Here is an 18401-nt window from a genome sequence, read left to right on the forward strand (position 1 = left end):
TGTGGGGCGCTCATCGCCCGGAACTCAGGAGACTGCCGTGAAGCTGCTTGCGAAATTGTTGGGCATGGGTGTGGTGTCGGTGGCCTTGAGCGCGGCAGCGCTCGCGGACAGCAAGCCGACGCTGAAAATCGGCTACGTCGAAGGTTGGGACGACAGCGTGGCGACCTCGAACGTGGCGGCGCGCATCATCGAAAAACGCCTCGGCTATCAGGTCGAACTCGTGCCGGTGGCCGCCGGCATCATGTGGCAGGGCGTGGCGCGCGGCGATCTGGACGCTACGCTCTCCGCCTGGCTGCCGGTCACGCAGGGCGCGTACTGGGATCAGTTCAAGGGCAAGGTGGTCGATCTGGGCACCAACTTCCCGGGCGCGAAAATCGGCCTCGTGGTGCCGCAATACGTCACCGCCAAAAGTATCGACGATCTCAATGCGCAGAAGCCGGCGTTCGCGGGACGCATCGTGGGTATCGACGCTGGTGCGGGCGTGATGGCCAAGACCGATCAGGCGATCAAGCAATATGGTCTGAACTATTCGGTTATGCCCAGTTCGGGCAGCGGCATGACGGCGGAACTGGCGCGCTCGGTCAATGCCAACAAGCCGGTGATCGTCACGGGCTGGACGCCGCACTGGATGTTCGCCAAGTACAAGCTGCGCTTTCTCGACGATCCCAAGAATGTCTTCGGCGCCGCCGAGCACGTGGACAGCGTCGTGAATCCGGGGCTGAAAACCAAGGCGCCGCCGGTGATTGCGTTCCTCAAGAAGTTTCAATGGAAGCCGGGCGAGATCGACAGCGTGATGCTGGCGATCCAGAACGGCACCAAGCCTGAAGCCGCCGCGGATAGCTGGATTGCCGCGCACGGCGAACGCGTGCAGGACTGGGTGGCATCGACGCAATAAGGCCGCGCGTCAAGGTCATTCAATCAGGCATCCGAAACGTGTCGCTGCGCGCTGCGCCGGCATGGCTGTTCAGACACAGTGCGGGCCGGCGCCTGCATCACGAGGAGATGGACTCCATGAAATCCCCCAAGATCGTGGTCGACGGACTCTGCAAGGTGTTCGGGCCCAATCCCAAGCTCGCGCGCGAGATGCTGGCGCGCGGTGCGACCAAGGACGACCTGTTTCGCCAGACCGGTTATGTTCTGGGCGTCAACAATGCGAGTTTCGAAGTCCACGAAGGCGAGATTTTCGTGCTGATGGGGCTGTCCGGCTCCGGCAAATCCACGCTGATCCGTCTCATCAACCGGCTGGTCGAACCCACGGCGGGCCGCGTGGTGATCGATGGCCGCGACATTGCGGCGGTGCGTAAATCGGAACTGGTGTCGCTGCGCCGCACCGACATGAGCATGGTGTTCCAGTCCTTCGCGCTGATGCCGCAGCGCACCGTGCTGTCCAACGCGGCGTTCGGTCTGGAAGTGGCGGGCGTGAGCCGCAAGGAGCGCGAGAAGCGCGCGCTCGACGTGCTGGAGCAGGTGGGCCTTGCGGCCTTCGCACACAAGCTGCCCGCCGAACTCTCCGGCGGCATGCAGCAGCGCGTGGGCCTTGCGCGTGCGCTGGCCGTGAATCCTTCGCTGATGATCATGGACGAAGCGTTTTCCGCACTCGACCCGCTCAAGCGCAAGGAAATGCAGAACGTGCTGCTGCAACTGCAGAAGGAGCAGCGCCGCACCATCATGTTCGTTTCGCACGATCTGGAAGAGGCGCTGCGTATCGGCAGCCGCATCGCCATCATGGAAGGCGGGCGTATCGTGCAGATCGGCACACCGCGCGAGATCATCAGTCATCCTGCCGATGACTACGTGCGCGCTTTCTTCGATGGCGTGGACACCAGCCGCTACCTCACCGCGGGCGATCTGATGCAGGCCGAGCGCGTGCCGCTCGTGCACTCGCTCGACGCCACCAGCGTGGCGGCCTCGCTCAACGGCAGCGCCGATTACGCCTTCGTGCTGGACGCCGAACGCCGGATCAGCGGCTTCGTTACGCGCGACGCGATTGGCGTGGCCAAACCGCAGGTCAAGAAGATCGAATGCATCTCGCGCGGCGCGCCGCTCGAACAGGTCGTGTCGCGCGTATGCGCGAATCCGGTGGCCCTGCCGGTGGTCGACGAAGAAGGCCGCTTCTGCGGTTCGATCGACCAGGCGGCCGTCCTCAAGGTCATGATGCGCAACGGGAGTCACCACCATGTCTGAGATCATTCCGCTTGGCCGCTGGGTGGACCAGTCGGTTCACTATCTGCTCGACCACGACGCCAATACCTTCGACACCATTGGCCGGGCCATCGAGAGCTTCGCAAAACTCATCGAACAAGGTCTGCAAGGCATTCCCATGCCGATGCTGATGGCGATCTTCGTGCTCGGCGGTCTGTGGCGCGTGGGCTGGCGTTTCGCCGCATTCGCGCTGGCTTCGCTGCTGCTGATCTACGCCACGGGCTTCTGGGATCAAACCGTCGTCACGCTCGCGCTGACGCTGTCATCGACGCTGATCAGCCTCGTGCTGGGCGTGCCGCTGGGCATCTGGACCGCGAAAAGCAAGGTCGTGCAAACCGTCGTGCGGCCGATTCTCGACCTCATGCAGACCATGCCCGCCTTCGTCTACCTGATTCCGGCCGCGATGCTGTTCGGTCTGGGCCGCGTGCCGGGCATTCTGTCCACGGTGATCTTCGCCATGCCGCCCGCTGTGCGCCTCACGAGCCTGGGGATTCGCCATGTCAACCGCGAGATCGTGGAAGCGGGGCAGGCATTCGGCTGCACGCCGTGGCAACTGCTCTACAAGGTGCAGTTTCCCAATGCACTGCCGTCGATCATGCAGGGCGTGAACCAGACCATCATGATGGCGCTGTCGATGGTGATTATCGCGTCGATGGTGGGCGCGGGCGGTCTGGGTAACGATGTGCTCGCGAGTATCCAGCGCCTCGATATCGGCCTGGGTTTCGAAAGCGGTCTGTCGGTCGTGCTGCTGGCGATCATTCTGGACCGCATCACCGAGAGTTTCGGGCGCGCGCCCGGCGCCGCCAAAGCGCCGCTGTTCTCGGGCCTCAAGCAGGTGTTCCGCGTGCGTGCGGTGCCGGCCGAGGCTTGATCGATCCGTAGTGGGGCGCGCCGGCCCGGCGCGCTCGAACCGTTTCCTGCTCAGGGAGCGCAATGTGACTATCGACATGGCTGCGGGCATGGCCCACGACATCGCCGAGGCGGAACCCTCTCTTATCCCGGCATCGTCGCAAGCATCGTCTTTCAGGCATTTCGGTTTCCTTACTTTGCCGCACTTCTCGATGATCGCGTTTTCGAGCGCGGTGGAAGTGTTGCGCATGGCCAATTACGTCGGCAATGGCGAGCATTATCGCTGGTCGATTTTCTCGCTCGACGGCCAGCCTGCGCGTGCGAGCAATGGCATTACCGTGCGGCCGACACAAGCGCTCGACGTGGACAATTTGCCCGATGTGCTGATTGTCTGCGGCGGCATTCGCATTCGCGATGTCGTCGATGAACGCGTGCGCGCAGCGCTGGTGAAGATCGCGCGCAGCGGCAAGCCGCTGGGCGGTATCTGCACGGGTGCGTATGCGCTGATGTCGAGCGGGCTACTCGACGGTTATCGTTGTGCGGTGCACTGGGAAAGTCTTTCGGCGCTGCACGAGGAGTTTCCGCGCGTGCGTTTCGCCGATGAACTCTTCGTGGTCGATCGCGACCGGTTGACCTGCACGGGCGGCACCGCGCCGCTCGATCTGATGCTCGATCTCGTGAGCGCGCGATTGGGGCCGCCGCTGGCCGCGAAAGTCTCCGAGCAATTCATTCTCGAACGTATTCGCAGCGCCAGCGATCTACAGCCGATCCCCGTCGATGCGCGCGTGGGTTTTTCTCGTGCGGAACTGGTGGAAGTGGTGCGCCTGATGGAAGCGAATGTGAAAGAGCCGCTTTCGCTGGAAGAACTGGCGCGCCTCGTGCGGCTTTCGCAACGGCATTTGCAGCGCATGTTCAAGGCGTATTTGAATATCTCGCCAGCGCATTATTATCTGACGCTGCGGCTCAAACGCGCGCGTGAATTGCTGCGCACGACCGATATGTCGGTTGCGCATATCACCACGCATTGCGGCTTCAATTCGCCTTGCCATTTCAGCAAGGCGTATCGCGTGCAGTTCGGTCATGCGCCCAGTTCCGAGCGGCGGGCCGGGCGCGCTTGAAGACTCGCCAGATGACTCAATCGTGATCGACTTCCAGCGGCGTTTGCTCAACGGCCGCGCCGTTGCGCATGAAGTCGTCGAACGATTCGAGGCGCGCGTCTTCCTGGCCGCTGCGCTGCTCGCGGAACATCATCGGCGGCACGCCAAACTGTTTGCGGAATTCGCGGCCCAGATGCGAGGCATCGGAAAAACCGCAGCTCGATGCGATATCGGCGACGGTTCGATCCGAACTGGTCAGCAGCCACGCCGCCGTGCGCAGGCGCAGGCCATTGGCGAACGCGCGCGGGCTCTTGCCGGTTTCGGCCTTGAATAGCCGTTCGAGCTGACGCGGAGAAAGATTGAGTTTGCACGCCAGTTCTTCGAGCGGCACGTTGCGCCCCACATGCTGCTCCATCAGCAGGATCGCGCGCTTGACCTTGGGATGCGTCGCCGGATCGAGCCCGGGCGGATGCGGCTGCGGCGCGTTGCCTTTCTGCATTTCGCCCACCAGCAGGATGCGCAAGGCTTTCTGCACGGTTGCGTGATCGAAGTGGCGCAGCAAAATGGCGGCCGCCACGTCGATCGACGCGCGCCCGCCCGAACAGGTAATACGGCGGCGGTCGATCACGAACAGGCGATCGGCGACCAGCATATCGGCGTTGACGTTTGGAAAGCGCTCGATGAAATCCCAGTAGTGGAACCAGCTCACGCAGACGCGATGCTCGTCGAGCACGCCCGCGCGCATCAGCGTGAATGCGCCCGTGCAGATGCCCACCAGCGTGGCGCCGCCGCGTGCCGCGTTGCGGATGAAGCGCAGCGTTTCCTCGTTCGCCTGCGGGCCGGAATGCAGCAGACCGCCCACCACGACGACGTAATCGAATTCACCGGCATCCGCAAAGGTTTCCCACGGCGCGATCTGGATGCCGCAACTCGCGCGCACCGGCGCGAGCGTTTCGCCGACGATACGCCACGAGCAGCGCACGGGTTTGCTGTAATCGCCATCGTCGGCGGACAGACGCAGCATGTCCACGAAGCCCGAGAAGGCGGTGAGCGTGAAGTTCGGCAGCAGCACGATGCCGAAGCGGATGCGATCCTCGGTCTGGTCGGCGGGCGGAAGCGGTTCGGCGTGCATGTTCATGTGTCGATACAGCGGCTCAGGGAAGCGGAACGTACGCGCACGGGTTCTGGCGCAAAGGGCGATGCCCGCAGGGCAAGCGTCGCCGATCCGGCGCGCGCGCACTTGTCATTTTGCGCCATTTACCATCGCGAATGCGCACCGCGGCGCGGCGGTTCCTGCTCGATGCCGCGCGCGTTCTATCGGCGGGATGCCGGCGTGAGCGATGCTCGGGCTATCGAACCCTGCCCGCAGCCGATTACCCCGCCAGTATGCGCCCACAGACCGTCGAACTCTCCGAACGCGCTGCCTCGGGCGATGCGCAGGCCGCGCTTGCGCTGCTGGAGTTGAGCATGGCGCGCGGGCATCGGCGGATTGCCTTGCTGCGCTATCTGCATGCGCAATATCTGAGCGCGCCTTTGCAGGCGCATCATCACGACTATGTGCAGCGGATCGCGCAACGTTTGAGCGCAGAAACGCTCGCGGGCCTCGCAGCGGAGGCCCGGCGCAGACGCGGGGTTTAACGTTAGCTAATTAATGGTACGCAGGCGCGCCGTTTAGCCCTTACAGCACGACCGTCCGCGCACCGTTGATAAACACGCGATGCTCCAGCACCGCCTTGAGCGCGCGCGCGAGCGTCACGCATTCGAGATCGCGCCCCACCGCCAGCAGCCGCTCCGGGCCAAAGGAATGGTCGACGCGCTGCACTTCCTGTTCGATGATCGGGCCTTCGTCGAGATCGGCGGTCACGAAATGCGCGGTCGCGCCAATCAGCTTGACGCCGCGAGCGTGCGCCTGATGGTACGGCCGCGCGCCCTTGAAGCCGGGCAGGAACGAGTGGTGGATATTGATCGCGCGTCCGGCGAGTTTTGCGCTCGTGGCATCGGAAAGAATCTGCATGTAGCGCGCGAGCACCACCAGTTCCGCGCCGCTGCTCTCGACCAGACCCAGCAACTGCGCTTCCTGCTGGTCGCGCGTCTGCGCGTTCACGGGCAGATGATGGAACGGCAGGCGATGCTGCTGCGCGATGGATTCGAAATCCGGGTGATTCGAGACGATGCCCGCGATCTCCATCTCCAGTTCGCCCATGCGCCAGCGGAACAGCAGATCGTTCAGGCAATGTTCGAGCTTCGAGACGAGCAGCAGCACCTTGGGCCGGCGGCGCAGATCGTGAATCGCCCAGTCCATGCCGTGCTTGCGGCCGGTGGGCGCGAAGTCGTCGCGCATGGCGGCGAGGTCGAGTTTCGTTGCGGCATCCTGAGCGCCGTTTTGCGCGTCCGCGTGGAAGACGCAGCGCAGGAAGAAGCGGGCGCTTTCGGCGTCGTCGAAAACGGTCAGTTCGTCGATATAGCAGCGATGGCGGTCGAGAAAGCCCGCGACGGAGGCCACCTGGCCCGCCGCGCTCGGACAGGACAGGGTGAGGGCGTAGGCGTGATTTGCTTCGGGCGCGGACATGCGGTTCTCCTGGTGTCGTCGTGGCCGCGCGGCGGGGTGAGGGCGTCGAAGCTGCGCGGGATGACTGGCACGGTACGGGAGCCGCAGGGGCGGTGCATAGAACGTTCGCGCTATGTTGCCGGTATGGGCACGCCACGCGGTCCGGCGCGGCGTATTTACGACGATTCCGGTCGGGGCGCGACGAGTGGGTTCGGCGGCTTACTCGGGCCGCTTATTTTTGGCTGGCTTATTTGGCCCGCTTCCCCACCGCCTCCATCAACAAGCGATGCAGCGCCCGCATATCCACGGGTTTGACCAGATGAAAGTCGATCCCGGCTTCCTTCGAGCGCCGCCGGTCCTCATCCTGCCCCCAGCCCGTCAAGGCGATCAGCACGAGATCCGCGCTTTCTGGATGCGCGCGCACGCGCCGCGCCACTTCGTAACCGTCCATGCCCGGCATGCCGATATCGAGCAGCACCACATCGGGCTGCCAGGTCTCGATCATCGTCAGCGCGGCGGGTCCGTCGCGCACGATCTGCACATCGGCGCCCAGCAGTTCGAGCAGCACGCCGAGGCTATCGGCGGCGTCGCGGTTATCGTCGACGATCAGAATGCTGCGGCCGATCAGCGTATCGGCGGGCAGCGCGGGCCGTTCGTCGCGCGAATCGCCGTGCGGCGCGGCGGCCATCGGCAGGCGCACGACGAATTCGCTACCGCGCCCCGGGCCCTCGCTTCTGGCCTCGACCGTGCCGCCGTGCAACTCCACCAGACTGCGCACCAGCGTCAGGCCGATGCCGAGCCCGCCCTGGGCACGGCTATACGTGCGCTCGGCGCGCTCGCCCTGGATGAACAGGTCGAACACCTTCGGCAGCATGGCCGCCGCAATGCCCACGCCGTTATCGCGGATCGACACCACGGCTTCAAGCCCCTCGTTGCAGGACGCCGTGAGCCAGATCTGCCCGCCCGGATCGGTGTATTTCGCAGCGTTATTGAGCAGATTCGCGACGATCTGCGCGAGCCGCACCGGGTCCGCGTGGAGCGTCAGCGGCTCGGGCGGCAGGCTCACCGTGAGCTGGTGCCCGGCGGCGTCGATCTGCGCGCGGCTCGTGTCGATCGCCTGGCGCAGCACCTTGCCGAGTTCGACCGCTTCCCGGCGCAGCTCGATCTTGCCGCCCGTGATGCGCGACACCTCCATCAGATCGTCGACGAGACGCACCATATGGTCGAGCTGGCGTTCGAGCATGTCGTGGGTGCGCTGCGCGGCGGCGCTGCCGGCATCGGCGAGACGCAGGATGTGCAGGCCGTTGCGGATCGGCGCGAGCGGGTTGCGCAGTTCGTGCGCGAGCGTGGCGAGGAATTCGTCCTTGCGGCGGTCGGCTTCGCGCAGCGCCTGTTCGGCCGATTTGAGTTGCGTCACGTCCTGCACGACGACGCAGGCGCCCACCACGCGGCCCGCGCCGTCGCGCAGCGGCGCAGCGCTCGAACGCATCCAGTGCGGCTCGCCGGTGGTTTCGGTGAAACGCATCTCCAGGCCCGGCATGACGGTCTCGCCGCGCAACGCACGCGTGCCGGGCCAGTTTTCGGGCGCAACCGGGTTGCCCCGTGCGTCCCACGCGCGCCAGTAAGGGATCTGGTCGACCTGCATCGACGGAATGCCTTGCGGCATCCAGCGCTTCATCACCGTGTTGCTGAGCGTCCAGTTGCCGGACAGATCCATCACGCCGACGCCCGCCGGCAACTGCTCGATGATGGTCCGCAGGCGCTTTTCGCTGGCGCGTAGCGTGTCGTTGACCTGTTCGCGCTGGCGCGCCAGCATCAGATGCGCGTCCACGCGCGCCAGCAGTTCGCGCGCGGAAAACGGCTTGACGAGGTAATCGTCGGCGCCGGCCTGCATGCCTTCGATGCGCGCTTCCTCGCCCGCGCGCGCGGACAGCAGGATCACCGGGATCGCGCGCGTCTGCGCGTCGGCGCGCAGGGTGCGCAGCAGCGCAAAGCCGTCGAGGCCCGGCATCATCACATCGGCGAGTACCAGTGCGGGCGGCGCGCGGCGCACGCTGGCCAGCGCTGCCGCGCCGTCCTGCACGGCTTCCACGTCGTAGAGCGGCGCGAGCAGGCGCTCGACGTAGCGGCGCATATCGGCGTTGTCGTCGGCCCAGACGATGCGCGCGCGCTGGGCGGCCTGGGCGATGGCCGCCGGACGCAAGGCCGCGTGCAGTTGCACCGCGTCGATGGCGCCGGGCAGCAACGTGGGCGTAGTTGCTGGCGGCTGGGTTGATGGTTGGGTCGGCGATTGGGTCGGCGATGCCTGAGCCGCTTCGGCGGGCAGCCAGCTCAGAACTTCTTCGGCGTACTGGCGCGTGGAGGCCGGGGTTGCCGGAGCCGGCGGCATTGGCGTGACTTCTGACGGTTTGACATGCCCGGGCGCCAGATGAGCGTGGCCTTTGGGGATCGTCACCGTGAAGGTGCTGCCCACGCCCGGCGTGCTGTCGACGCTGACCGATCCGCCATGCTGTCTGACCAGTTCCAGCACCAGCGCGAGGCCGATGCCCGTGCCTTCGTGCGTGCGGGCGCGCGCGCCTTCGATACGATGAAAGCGCTCGAAGATATGCGGTAATTGCGCTTCGACGATGCCGGTGCCCGTATCGCGCACCGCGAGTTCGACCGTTTGCCCGGCATCGCGCAGTTTCACTTCGATCTCGCCGGCGAGCGTGAACTTGAAGGCGTTCGACATCAGATTGAGCACGATCTTTTCGTACATGTCGTGATCGACGTAGACCGGTTCGGCGAGCGTGGGGCAATCGACCGTCAGCTGCATGCCCGCGCTCTCGATCGCCGAGCGGAACACGCTGGCGAGGTCCGTCGTGAAGCGGGCGAGGTCGGTGGGCGCGAAGCTTGCGCGCACGCGGCCCGCTTCGATACGCGAGAAGTCGAGCAGCGAATTGACGAGCTTTTGCAGACGCAGCGCGTTGCGATGAAGCATCTCGACGCGCTCGCGCGGCCACGTCATGGCCGCCGCAGCGTTTGCCGCCATGGCGGCTTCCGACAGCGCATCTTCGAGCGGCCCGAGGATCAGCGTGAGCGGGGTGCGAAACTCGTGGCTCACGTTCGAGAAGAACGCGGTCTTGGCGAGGTCGATTTCGGCGAGCGCTTCGGCGCGGCGGCGTTCCTGCTCGTAGGCGAGCGCGTTCGCGACCGCCGATCCGGTCTGCCCGGCCACCAGATCGAGAAAGGTGCCGTAGGCGCGGTCGAGCGGGCGGCGCGGGCTCAGGCCCAGCACGATCAGCCCGCAGATGCTGGCGTCGCCGCCCCAGCGCAGCGGCAGGATGCGCGCCGCCACGGCGGCCTCCGACCACGCGCCGCCGGGCGCCGCGAGCGCGCGCGCGGTCAGATCGACATCGACTTCATGGCCGGTGTGCAGAACGTCGGCGAGCGGCCAGGCGGCGGCGTCGTGCGCGGCGGTGGCGGTGTCGAGGCCTGTCGAGGCCAGCAGTTCGAAGCGGGTGTCGCCGATATCCGCGCCCTCGCTGGCGTGGCAGCGATACACGATGGCAAACGGCACGTCGTAGCGGTTCTGCGCGAGCACGCCGGTCACGTGCTCGCAGGCGGCGACGATGCCCGTGGTGTCCGGCGCGCGCACGCCCAGCATGCGCAGCGTTTCAAGCCGCCGCGCGCTGACGACGCGCTCGGTAGTTTCGGTGCACGGGCAGAACACGCCTTCGACGGTGTGCCCGTCCGCCGCGAGGATCGGGCCATAGGTGAAGGTGACGTAGACCTCTTCGCGCGGCAGGTCGCGATCGAAGAAATACTGGCCGTCGTCGGACCAGATGGCTTTGCCTTTGCGCGTGACGCCTTCGAGCATCGGCCCGATGCTGGGCCAGATTTCGCTCCAGCAGTCGCGCCCGGACTGGCCGAGCGCGTGCGGATGCTTGCTGGTGCCGAGAAAGGGAATGTAAGCGTCGTTGTAAAGAATGCGATAGTCGCTGCCCCACCAGATCACGATGGGAAAGCGCGAACTCAGGCACAGGCTCAGCGCGGAGCGCAGGCTCGGCGACCATTGTTCGGGGCCGCCCAGCGCCGTTCCTGTCCAGTCGAGCGAGCGCACGCGCCGGGCCATTTCGCCGTGTTCCGGCAGAAAGCCGAAGCGGGCGTCAGGCTCCGAGGCGCGCGTTTTCGTGCCTTCTTTCATTGATTGTTCTCGCGATCTGTTCTTGCAGATCGCATAGCACTTAGCGCTCCCAGGGCTTCCGGCGTGCGGGCACGCCGCAGCGCGCCATGCTGGCGGATGGCGCGTAAAAGCTTGTCAGAGGCTGCTCAGAAGCCGTGCCGCACGGTCAGGGTCGCGCCGGAATCGTGCGAGTGCAGCACGGCCACGCGCGCCGTGCCCGAGAACACCCAGTCGTTGACGGTCAGCGAGAGCCGGCGCTGCGGCTGCGCGCCGAGCACGGTGTTCGAGGTCGGCAACTGGACGATGGAAATCTGCGGCGCCGTGGACGTGCCGGTATCGAGGAATTGCGCCGTGGGCTTGGCCGGAGCCGCGCCCGCGCCTGGCGCGGCGTTTTTCGTGTAGGTGTAGGTATGCCCGAGATCGGCGCTGTAGTACTGGTCCATCTGCGCGAAAAAGGGTTTGGCCTGGCTGGCCTGCGTTTGCATCTCGTAGTGGAACAGGTAGCCCTGGGGCTCGGGGATGGTGGTCGTGACGACCTCGACCGGCAGCGCCGGCGCGATATTGGCGACGGTGATCGCCTCGGGCACGTCGGACGCGGGACCGCCCGCGTACGCATAGCCGCCCAGCGTGAGCAGGACGGCACCGACCATTCTTTCGTTCAGGCACGTCATGGGCATGCCTCCTAGAAGAAGGAATCGAAACGTCACACGACCGATGATTACGTCTGAACAAGCGCTTGATGCAGTGCGCCGGTGCGGTATCGCAGGCACCCAATCATTGTAGTCAGGGAATCGATTCGTGCCATCGGAATGTGTGCGCTGTCCAGCATGTTCTGGACGACGAACGATGGCAAATGGATGAAGCAGCTATGGCGGAGCCGTCAGGTAAGGCAAAGGAAGGAAAAATGAAATCGATGACAAAACAACCTGACGGCTGCATTCGCGACGTATTTTCAGTCACGCTTTTAACAAGTGCTTATTCAAAAAGTGCGCATTATCAAACGTTATGGACTCGGAATAAAACGCAGGGTTTGTGTGGCGTGGCACACAGACAGTGAGACAGTGCACGATGGCGCACAATGGAAACGTGAATGAAGCGCAGATGAATTGCCAATGAATCGCGAATGAATTGCCAATGAAGCAAGCGGGCGAGGGCACGCGAATTGCGCCGCCCTCGCCGCGTGTTTGCGAGCCGCGTCAGAACAACGCGACGTCGCCAGGTTGCGCCCCCGGTTGCGGCAGGCGGGGTAACCGGATGGTGAACACGGTGCCTTCGGCTTCGTTCGAGATCACGTTGACGTCGCCGCCATGCGTGCGCGCGATCAGCCGCACGATATGCAGGCCAAGACCCAGTCCCGAGCCCTGACGTTCGGCGCGCGTGGCGGTGCTGAACGCGCCGAACAGCAGCGGCATCACATCGGCGGGAATCGCGCCCAGGTTGGCCACGGTCACCAGCACTTCGCCGGGCGACTCGCCGTTTGCGCGCACGCGCACGGGCGCGTGTGCCTCGCCATGCGTGAGCGCGTTGTTGACGAGATTGGCCACCGCCTGCGCCACGAGATCCGAATCCCACTGGCCGGCCAGATCGCCGTGCGCTTCGAACACGAGACGGCTATCGGCGAGCGTGGCCGTGTTCGCCGCGAACTCTTCGATCACCGCCTGACAAAGCGTGTCGAGCTGCACGTGCGAGCGCCGCAGCGGCAAGCGTCCGCCTTGCAGACGCGCGAGATTGAGCAACTGCTCGACCATGCGCGTCATGCGCCGCCCGCAATGTTCGATGCGCCGTCCAACGGCCGTGGTCTTTTCGTCGGTCGAGGCGCGCATCAGATATTCCGCCGAACTCATCACGGCCGACAACGGCGTGCGCAGATCGTGGCTGAGCACCGCCATCAGCATTTCGTTGGCTTCGAGCATTTGCCGCGTGGCCGCGAGCTGTTCGGCGAGCTGGCGCTTTTGCAGTTCGAGCTGCACGAAAATGCCCACCTTCGATTGCACGATGCGCGGCTCGATGGGCTTGTAGAGAAAGTCCACCGCGCCGGCTTCGTAGCCCTGGAAGGTGCGGATCGCGTCCTGCGAGGTGGCCGTGAGGAAGATGATCGGCACATGCGAGGTGCGCGGGCTGCCGCGGATCAGCGAGGCCAGTTCGAAGCCGCTCATGCCCGGCATGTTGACGTCGAGAATCGCGACGGCGACGTCGTGTTCGAGCAGCAGTTCGAGCGCCTCGACCCCCGAGCGGGCCACGAGCAGCCGCACTTCGGGCCGCGCGAGCAGGGCCGCGAGCGCGGTGAGGTTGTGCTCGATGTCGTCGACGATCAGCACATTGACGATGGGCATATTGATGCTGTTCATTAAGGTCAATCCAGGATCAAGCCAGATTCAGCCCCGGCCACGCGGCAAGCCGCGCGCCGAGTGTGGCAGGGGTCATCGTTTCATCGGCGGCGCCCAGCGCGATGGCCGCTTCGGGCATCTGCGGCGCGCTGGCGGTGGCGGGCGTCTGCACCCAGGCCGTGCCGCCCGCCGCGCGGATCGCTGCGAGCCCGCGCGCGCCGTCGTCGTTGGCGCCCGACAGCAGCACGCCCAGCAGGCGCGAGCCGTAGGCGTCGGCGGCGGATTCCATCAGCACGTCGATCGACGGGCGCGAATAGCGCACCGGGCCGCCGATCGACAGCGCGATGCAGGCCTGCGCGTCCACCAGCATGTGGTAGTCGGGCGGCGCGATATAGACGCGCCCGGCGACGATCGGCTCGCCCGCGTCCGGTTCGCTGACCGGCAGCGCGCAGCGGTCCGACAGGGCGCGCACGAGAAAGCTCGGCGTGGCAGGCGGCAGATGCAGCACGATCAGCACGGCCGCGCCGAAACGTGCGGGCAGCATCGGCAGGATCTGGCCGAGCACCTCCACGCCGCCCGCCGACGCGCCAATCACGACGGCGTCGAACGGGCCAGCGGCCGGTGTTGTCCCGTGTGCTGGCGGACAGGCGGTTGGTTGAGCGGACATGATGGTCTGGCTATGCAGTTCAGCGCTTCTGGTAAATGCGTTCGGCAGCACGGAACTCGTCGAAGGCTTCGTGGCGTTGCGAAAAACGCAGATTCTCCTTGCTGCCGAGTCCCAGAAAGCCGCGCCGCACCAGCGCGCGTTCGAACAGGCCGATCGCGCGGTCCTGCAGCGGGCGGTCGAAATAGATCAGCACGTTGCGGCACGACACCAGATGCGCTTCGAGAAAGACTTCGTCGGTGGCGAGGCTGTGATCGGCGAACACCACGCGTTCCTTGAGCGTGCTCGACAACCGCGCGCCGTTATAGGCCGCGTGATAGTAATCGGACAGCGTGCGCCGCCCGCCCGCCGCGAGGTAGTTCTGGCTGAAGCCCGCGAAGCGGTCGACCGGATAGATCGCCGATTCCGCGCGCTCCAGCGCCTGCGGGCTGATATCGGTGGCGTAGAAGATCGTGCGTTCGGCGAGGCCTTCCTCTTCGAACAGGATCTTCAACGACCACAACTCTTCGCCCGAACTGCAGCCCGCCACCCAGACCTTGAGCGAGGGATAGGTCTGCAGCACCGGCAACACGTGCTGGCGCAGCGCGAGGAAGTATTCCGGGTCGCGGAACATGTCGCTCACCTGGATCGTCATGTAGCCGAACAGGCGCGAAAAATCGTCGGGGTTGCGCAGCACGCGGTCCTGCAACTGGCTCAGCGACGCCACGCCGAAATCGCGCCGCGCTTCTTCGAGGCGGCGGCGCAGCGAAGGCAGCGAATAGTGCCTGAAATCGTGCTGATAGCGCAGGTAGATCGCTTCCAGCAGCAGGCGCAATTCGATGTCGAAGACGCTGGGCACCGGTTTCGCGGCGCCCTCGGGCGTAGGGAGATTCGGTTCGGTCATGGGGTTCGGTGACGCATTACTTGCGCAGCCAGACGCGGCACAGCGAGACCAGCTTGTCCACGTCGATGGGTTTGGAAACGTAGTCGTCGGCGCCCGCTTCGAGGCAGCGCTGGCGGTCGTCGGCCATCGCCTTGGCGGTCAGCGCGATCACCGGCAGACGCGCGACGTGCGCGAAACGCGGGTCGCCGCGCAGCGCGCGCATCGCGGCAAGGCCGTCCATCTCCGGCATCATCACGTCCATCAGCACGAGATCGACGCGCTCCTGGCCGCTTAGCATGTCCAGCGCTTCGCGGCCGTTGCGCGCGATCAGCAGCTTCGCGCCCAGCGGTTCGATCACGTGCGAGAGCGCGAAGATATTGCGCACGTCGTCTTCGGCCAGCAGGATGGTCTTGCCTTCGAAGGTGTCGTCGCGCTGGCGCACCGCGCGCAGCATGCGCTGCTGCTCGGGCGCGAGTTGCGATTCCACGCTATGCAGGAACAACGTGACTTCGTCGAGCAGACGTTCGGGCGAGCGCGCGCCCTTGATGATGATCGATTTCGAGTAGCGGCGCAGGCGTTGTTCGTCGTCGTCGGAGAGCATGCGGCCGGTGTAGACGATCACCGGCAGCGGCGCCACGCCCGCTTCGCCCGCGAGCGTTTCGAGCAGGTCGTAGCCGGTGCCGTCGGGCAGCGTGAGGTCGGTGACGATGCAATCGAAGGTGCCTTGCGCGATCTGCGCGTGTGCGTCCGCGAGCGTGCCCACGGCGACGATTTCCACGCCGTCGCCCACCAGCAGCGCGCGGATGCTTTCGCGCATCGCGTAGTCGTCCTCGATCACCAGCACGCGTTTGACGCGCTGTTCGAGCCGCGATTCGAGGCGGCGGATCGCCGCTTCCAGCGTGCTGCGCGCCGTGGGCTTGAGCGTGTAGCCGATCGCGCCCAGATGCAGCGCCTTGTCGGCGTGATCGGTGGCGGAGACGATATGCACGGGAATATGGCGCGTGAGCGGATCGCTCTTGAGCCATTCGAGCACCGAAAGACCCGAACGGTCGGGCAGGCCCACGTCGAGCAGCACGGCCACGGGCGCTTCGTCCTTGACCATGGCGAAGCCGGTGGCGGCGTCGGCGGCGTGCAGGAAGTCGAATTTGAGTTCGTGCACGAGGTCGCGCAGGATTTCGGCGAAAGACAGATCGTCTTCGATCACGAGAATCGCGCGGTTGCCGTGGCTGCGCTGCGCGCGGTCGTCGTCGATGGAAGCGGCATGCACGGCGAGCGCGCTGGCGGACACGATGGCCTGACCGGCGCGCGCATCGGCGTTGAGCGTGAGGGTGTCGGCGGAATCGGCCGCTGTGGCGGGCGTATTCTGCGCACGGCTCTTCACGGCAGCCACGTTCGCGAGACTGGCGATGGTCGCGGCGCTTTCTTCCTGCGCGAGCTTTGCCGCCGCCGTGCTGTCGAGCGGCAGCCAGAGCGTGAACACACTGCCCACGCCCGGCTCGCTCGCGACACCGATGCGCCCGCCCAGCAGACGCGACAGTTCACGCGAAATCGACAGTCCCAGACCGCTGCCGCCATATTGACGGCTGGTCGAGCCATCGGCCTGCTGGAACGCTTCGAAGATCATGTCCAGCTTGTCTTCGGCGATGCCGATGCCGGTGTCGCGCACGTCGAAGCGCAGGACGTTGGCATCGACCGGCGAAACCGTCAGCGACACTTCGCCTTGCGCCGTGAATTTCAGCGCGTTCGACATCAGGTTGCGCAGGATCTGCTGCACGCGCTGGCCGTCGGTGGTGAGCGCGTCCGGCACGCCGGGCAGGCGGTCGATGGTGAGCGCCACGTGTTTCTCGCGCGCGAGCGGCGCGAAGATTTCGTGCAGCGAGGCCGTCATTTCGTCGAGCTTGACGGTTTCGAGCGTGAGTTGAACCTGGCCCGCTTCGACTTTCGACAGATCAAGAATGTCGTTGATGAGCGCGAGCAGGTCGGTGTTCGATGCGTGAATCGTGGACGCGTAGCGCACCTGTTCTTCGCTGAGATTGCCGGTGCGATTCTGCTGCAACAGCTTCGCGAGAATCAGCGAGCTATTGAGCGGCGTGCGCAACTCGTGCGACATGTTGGCGAGGAATTCCGACTTGTAGCGGCTCGATTGCGCGAGGCGTTCGGCGTTGCGCGTGAGTTCGCCCTGGGCGCGTTCGAGTTCGTTCTTCTGCGTTTCGAGGCGGCGTGCGTATTCTTCGAGCTGCACGTTGGTCTGTTCGAGTTCGACCTGTTGCGCTTCCAGACGCGTCTGCGAATCCATCAGCGCGCGGCCGCGTTCTTCGAGGCCTTCGTTGGCCACGCGCAGTTCTTCCTGCTGCACCTGCAATTCGTGATTCAGTTGCTGCGCGTCGCCATAGGCGAGTTGCAGGCGCTCGCGCGAATTCGCGGCTTCGACCAGATCGCCCATCGTGCCCGCCACGCGCGTGAGGAATTCGGTATCGCGCGGCAGCAGCGCGCGCATGAAGGCGAGTTCCACCACGCCGTTGATCTGGCCGCTGGCGTCGATCGGCGAAATCAGCAGCGAGGCGGGCGTGGCCGAGCCCAAACCTGATTCCACCTTCAGATACCCGGCCGGCGCTTCGCGCAACTCGATCACGCGGCGCGAAGCGGCGGCCTGGCCCACCAGCGTCTGGCCGCTTTGCAGCATCGGCACGTTGTAGCCGCTTTCCTCGCCGAAGCCGAAGGTCGCCACGCGGCGCAGCGAGGCATCGTGCGAATCGCGCACGTAGAGCGTGGCGACGCTCGCGCTCAGATAACCGGCCAGACAGTCGAGCATCGCGCCGCCCACTTCCGCGAGCGCTTCCTTGCCCATGCCGCTTTCGGCCAGCAGACGCTGGCCCGAGCGCAGCCATACCTGTTCCGCGAGCGCTTCGGCCTGTTCGGCCTGGCTGCGCAGCGCGCCGTCGTAGGTGTTGGAGAGCGCGGTCATTTCGCGGCGGCCCAGCCACGCGAGCAGGCCGTTCACCAGCACCGTGAGCGCGAGAAAGACGGCCACGGTGATGATAGTCAGGCCGCGCGCCGCCGTCGTGCGCTCCTGGCGCAGGCGTTGTTCTTCGGCGAGAAAGTCGGCGAAATCGCGGCGGATCGCGTCGGCATTGGCCTGGCCGTTGTCGTTCTGCACCACGGCGAGCACGCTGTCGTGCGAGCGCCGCAGCCGCACGGCTTCGCTGGCGGTTTTGTCCCATTGCTGCGCGAGCGCGAGGATGCGCTTGAGGCGTTCGATCTGCGGCGGGTTATCGGCGACCAGGTTCGAAAGACTGCCCACCTGCGCTTCGAAACGCGGACGGCCCACCTCGAACGGCGCGAGCACGCGCTCGTCGCCGTCGAGCAGGAAGCCGCGCAGGCTCGATTCGCGGTCGGCCTGCACGCGCAGCAGTTCGTAGGCTTCGCCGATCACGCGCTCGGAGTGTTCCGCCCAGTTCATCGTCGAGACGAGATAGGCGATCAGCGCGACAAAAGCCACGGCGGTCGCCACGCCCGCAAGCAGCGGCAGCGCGACGTTTCTTTGAATGATGCGTTTGAAGCGCAGCGGGTCGATCGCATTCAGGGCAGGCATTTTTTTCCGATTCTTTCCGATGGTTCGTAGGCCGATATAGCCAGGGCGGGAATATCGACCGGTTTTTCACGCCATATCAACCACATGGCGCGCCC

At 65.4% G+C, this 18401-nt stretch carries 14 protein-coding genes; 6 read left to right on the forward strand and 8 right to left on the reverse strand.

Annotated elements, in window-relative coordinates; genetic code table 11:
* Nucleotides 1–37: 37 nt before the first annotated feature.
* From U5A67_RS18165 to U5A67_RS18180, 4 genes are all read left to right on the forward strand, one after another.
* Nucleotides 38–895 carry a glycine betaine ABC transporter substrate-binding protein gene (locus tag U5A67_RS18165; RefSeq protein WP_321815564.1) on the forward strand — a complete coding sequence of 286 codons (858 nt, stop codon included), beginning with the start codon at nucleotides 38–40 and terminating at the stop codon, nucleotides 893–895.
* A 116-nt stretch (nucleotides 896–1011) separates the two neighbouring features.
* The gene (locus U5A67_RS18170) at nucleotides 1012–2184 is read left to right on the forward strand and encodes a quaternary amine ABC transporter ATP-binding protein (protein ID WP_415767868.1); all 1173 of its coding nucleotides are present in this window, start codon (nucleotides 1012–1014) and stop codon (nucleotides 2182–2184) included.
* Nucleotides 2177–3073, forward strand: coding sequence for a choline ABC transporter permease subunit (gene choW / locus U5A67_RS18175; protein WP_205980759.1), 897 nt, complete (start codon nucleotides 2177–2179; stop codon nucleotides 3071–3073). The genes U5A67_RS18170 and choW overlap by 8 nt, the downstream gene beginning before the upstream one ends.
* A gap of 88 nt (nucleotides 3074–3161) precedes the next feature.
* The gene (locus U5A67_RS18180) at nucleotides 3162–4169 is read left to right on the forward strand and encodes a GlxA family transcriptional regulator (RefSeq protein WP_321815720.1); all 1008 of its coding nucleotides are present in this window, start codon (nucleotides 3162–3164) and stop codon (nucleotides 4167–4169) included.
* 16 nt (nucleotides 4170–4185) lie between these two features.
* Here U5A67_RS18180 and U5A67_RS18185 read toward each other — a convergent pair whose 3' ends face one another.
* Nucleotides 4186–5280 (reverse strand): GlxA family transcriptional regulator, encoded by a 1095-nt coding sequence (locus U5A67_RS18185; protein WP_321815565.1) that lies wholly within the window; start codon nucleotides 5278–5280, stop codon nucleotides 4186–4188.
* 254 nt (nucleotides 5281–5534) lie between these two features.
* Between U5A67_RS18185 and U5A67_RS18190 the strand changes: the two genes are divergently transcribed.
* Nucleotides 5535–5786 (forward strand): hypothetical protein, encoded by a 252-nt coding sequence (locus U5A67_RS18190; protein WP_205980762.1) that lies wholly within the window; start codon nucleotides 5535–5537, stop codon nucleotides 5784–5786.
* A gap of 40 nt (nucleotides 5787–5826) precedes the next feature.
* Here the strand turns inward: U5A67_RS18190 and purU are convergent, their stop codons facing one another.
* The 3 genes from purU to U5A67_RS18205 all read right to left on the reverse strand — a co-directional run bounded on the left by purU (nucleotide 5827) and on the right by U5A67_RS18205 (nucleotide 11532).
* Nucleotides 5827–6717: a formyltetrahydrofolate deformylase gene (gene purU, locus U5A67_RS18195; protein WP_321815566.1), complete on the reverse strand. Its 891-nt coding sequence runs from the start codon at nucleotides 6715–6717 to the stop codon at nucleotides 5827–5829.
* Between the two features lie 226 nt (nucleotides 6718–6943).
* Nucleotides 6944–10882 carry an ATP-binding protein gene (locus tag U5A67_RS18200; RefSeq protein WP_321815567.1) on the reverse strand — a complete coding sequence of 1313 codons (3939 nt, stop codon included), beginning with the start codon at nucleotides 10880–10882 and terminating at the stop codon, nucleotides 6944–6946.
* 125 nt (nucleotides 10883–11007) lie between these two features.
* The gene (locus U5A67_RS18205; RefSeq protein ID WP_321815568.1) at nucleotides 11008–11532 is read right to left on the reverse strand and encodes a hypothetical protein; all 525 of its coding nucleotides are present in this window, start codon (nucleotides 11530–11532) and stop codon (nucleotides 11008–11010) included.
* A 182-nt stretch (nucleotides 11533–11714) separates the two neighbouring features.
* Here U5A67_RS18205 and U5A67_RS18210 point away from each other — a divergent pair, with 182 nt between their 5' ends.
* Complete coding sequence (locus U5A67_RS18210; RefSeq protein ID WP_321815569.1) at nucleotides 11715–11918, forward strand: hypothetical protein; 204 nt, start codon at nucleotides 11715–11717, stop codon at nucleotides 11916–11918.
* A gap of 139 nt (nucleotides 11919–12057) precedes the next feature.
* Here U5A67_RS18210 and U5A67_RS18215 read toward each other — a convergent pair whose 3' ends face one another.
* From U5A67_RS18215 to U5A67_RS18230, 4 genes are read right to left on the reverse strand one after another with little or no spacing between them, the layout of a single operon-like run.
* A complete protein-coding gene (locus U5A67_RS18215) occupies nucleotides 12058–13209 on the reverse strand; it encodes a hybrid sensor histidine kinase/response regulator (protein WP_321815570.1) in 1152 nt (383 codons plus the stop codon).
* A gap of 16 nt (nucleotides 13210–13225) precedes the next feature.
* Complete coding sequence (locus U5A67_RS18220) at nucleotides 13226–13855, reverse strand: chemotaxis protein CheB (RefSeq protein ID WP_205980773.1); 630 nt, start codon at nucleotides 13853–13855, stop codon at nucleotides 13226–13228.
* Nucleotides 13856–13874: 19 nt separating this feature from the next.
* Nucleotides 13875–14735, reverse strand: coding sequence for a CheR family methyltransferase (locus tag U5A67_RS18225; RefSeq protein WP_321815571.1), 861 nt, complete (start codon nucleotides 14733–14735; stop codon nucleotides 13875–13877).
* A gap of 16 nt (nucleotides 14736–14751) precedes the next feature.
* Nucleotides 14752–18306 (reverse strand): response regulator, encoded by a 3555-nt coding sequence (locus U5A67_RS18230; protein ID WP_321815572.1) that lies wholly within the window; start codon nucleotides 18304–18306, stop codon nucleotides 14752–14754.
* Nucleotides 18307–18401 lie beyond the last annotated feature (95 nt).

Source organism: Paraburkholderia sp. J69-1 (assembly GCF_905220255.1).
Lineage (GTDB): Bacteria > Pseudomonadota > Gammaproteobacteria > Burkholderiales > Burkholderiaceae > Paraburkholderia.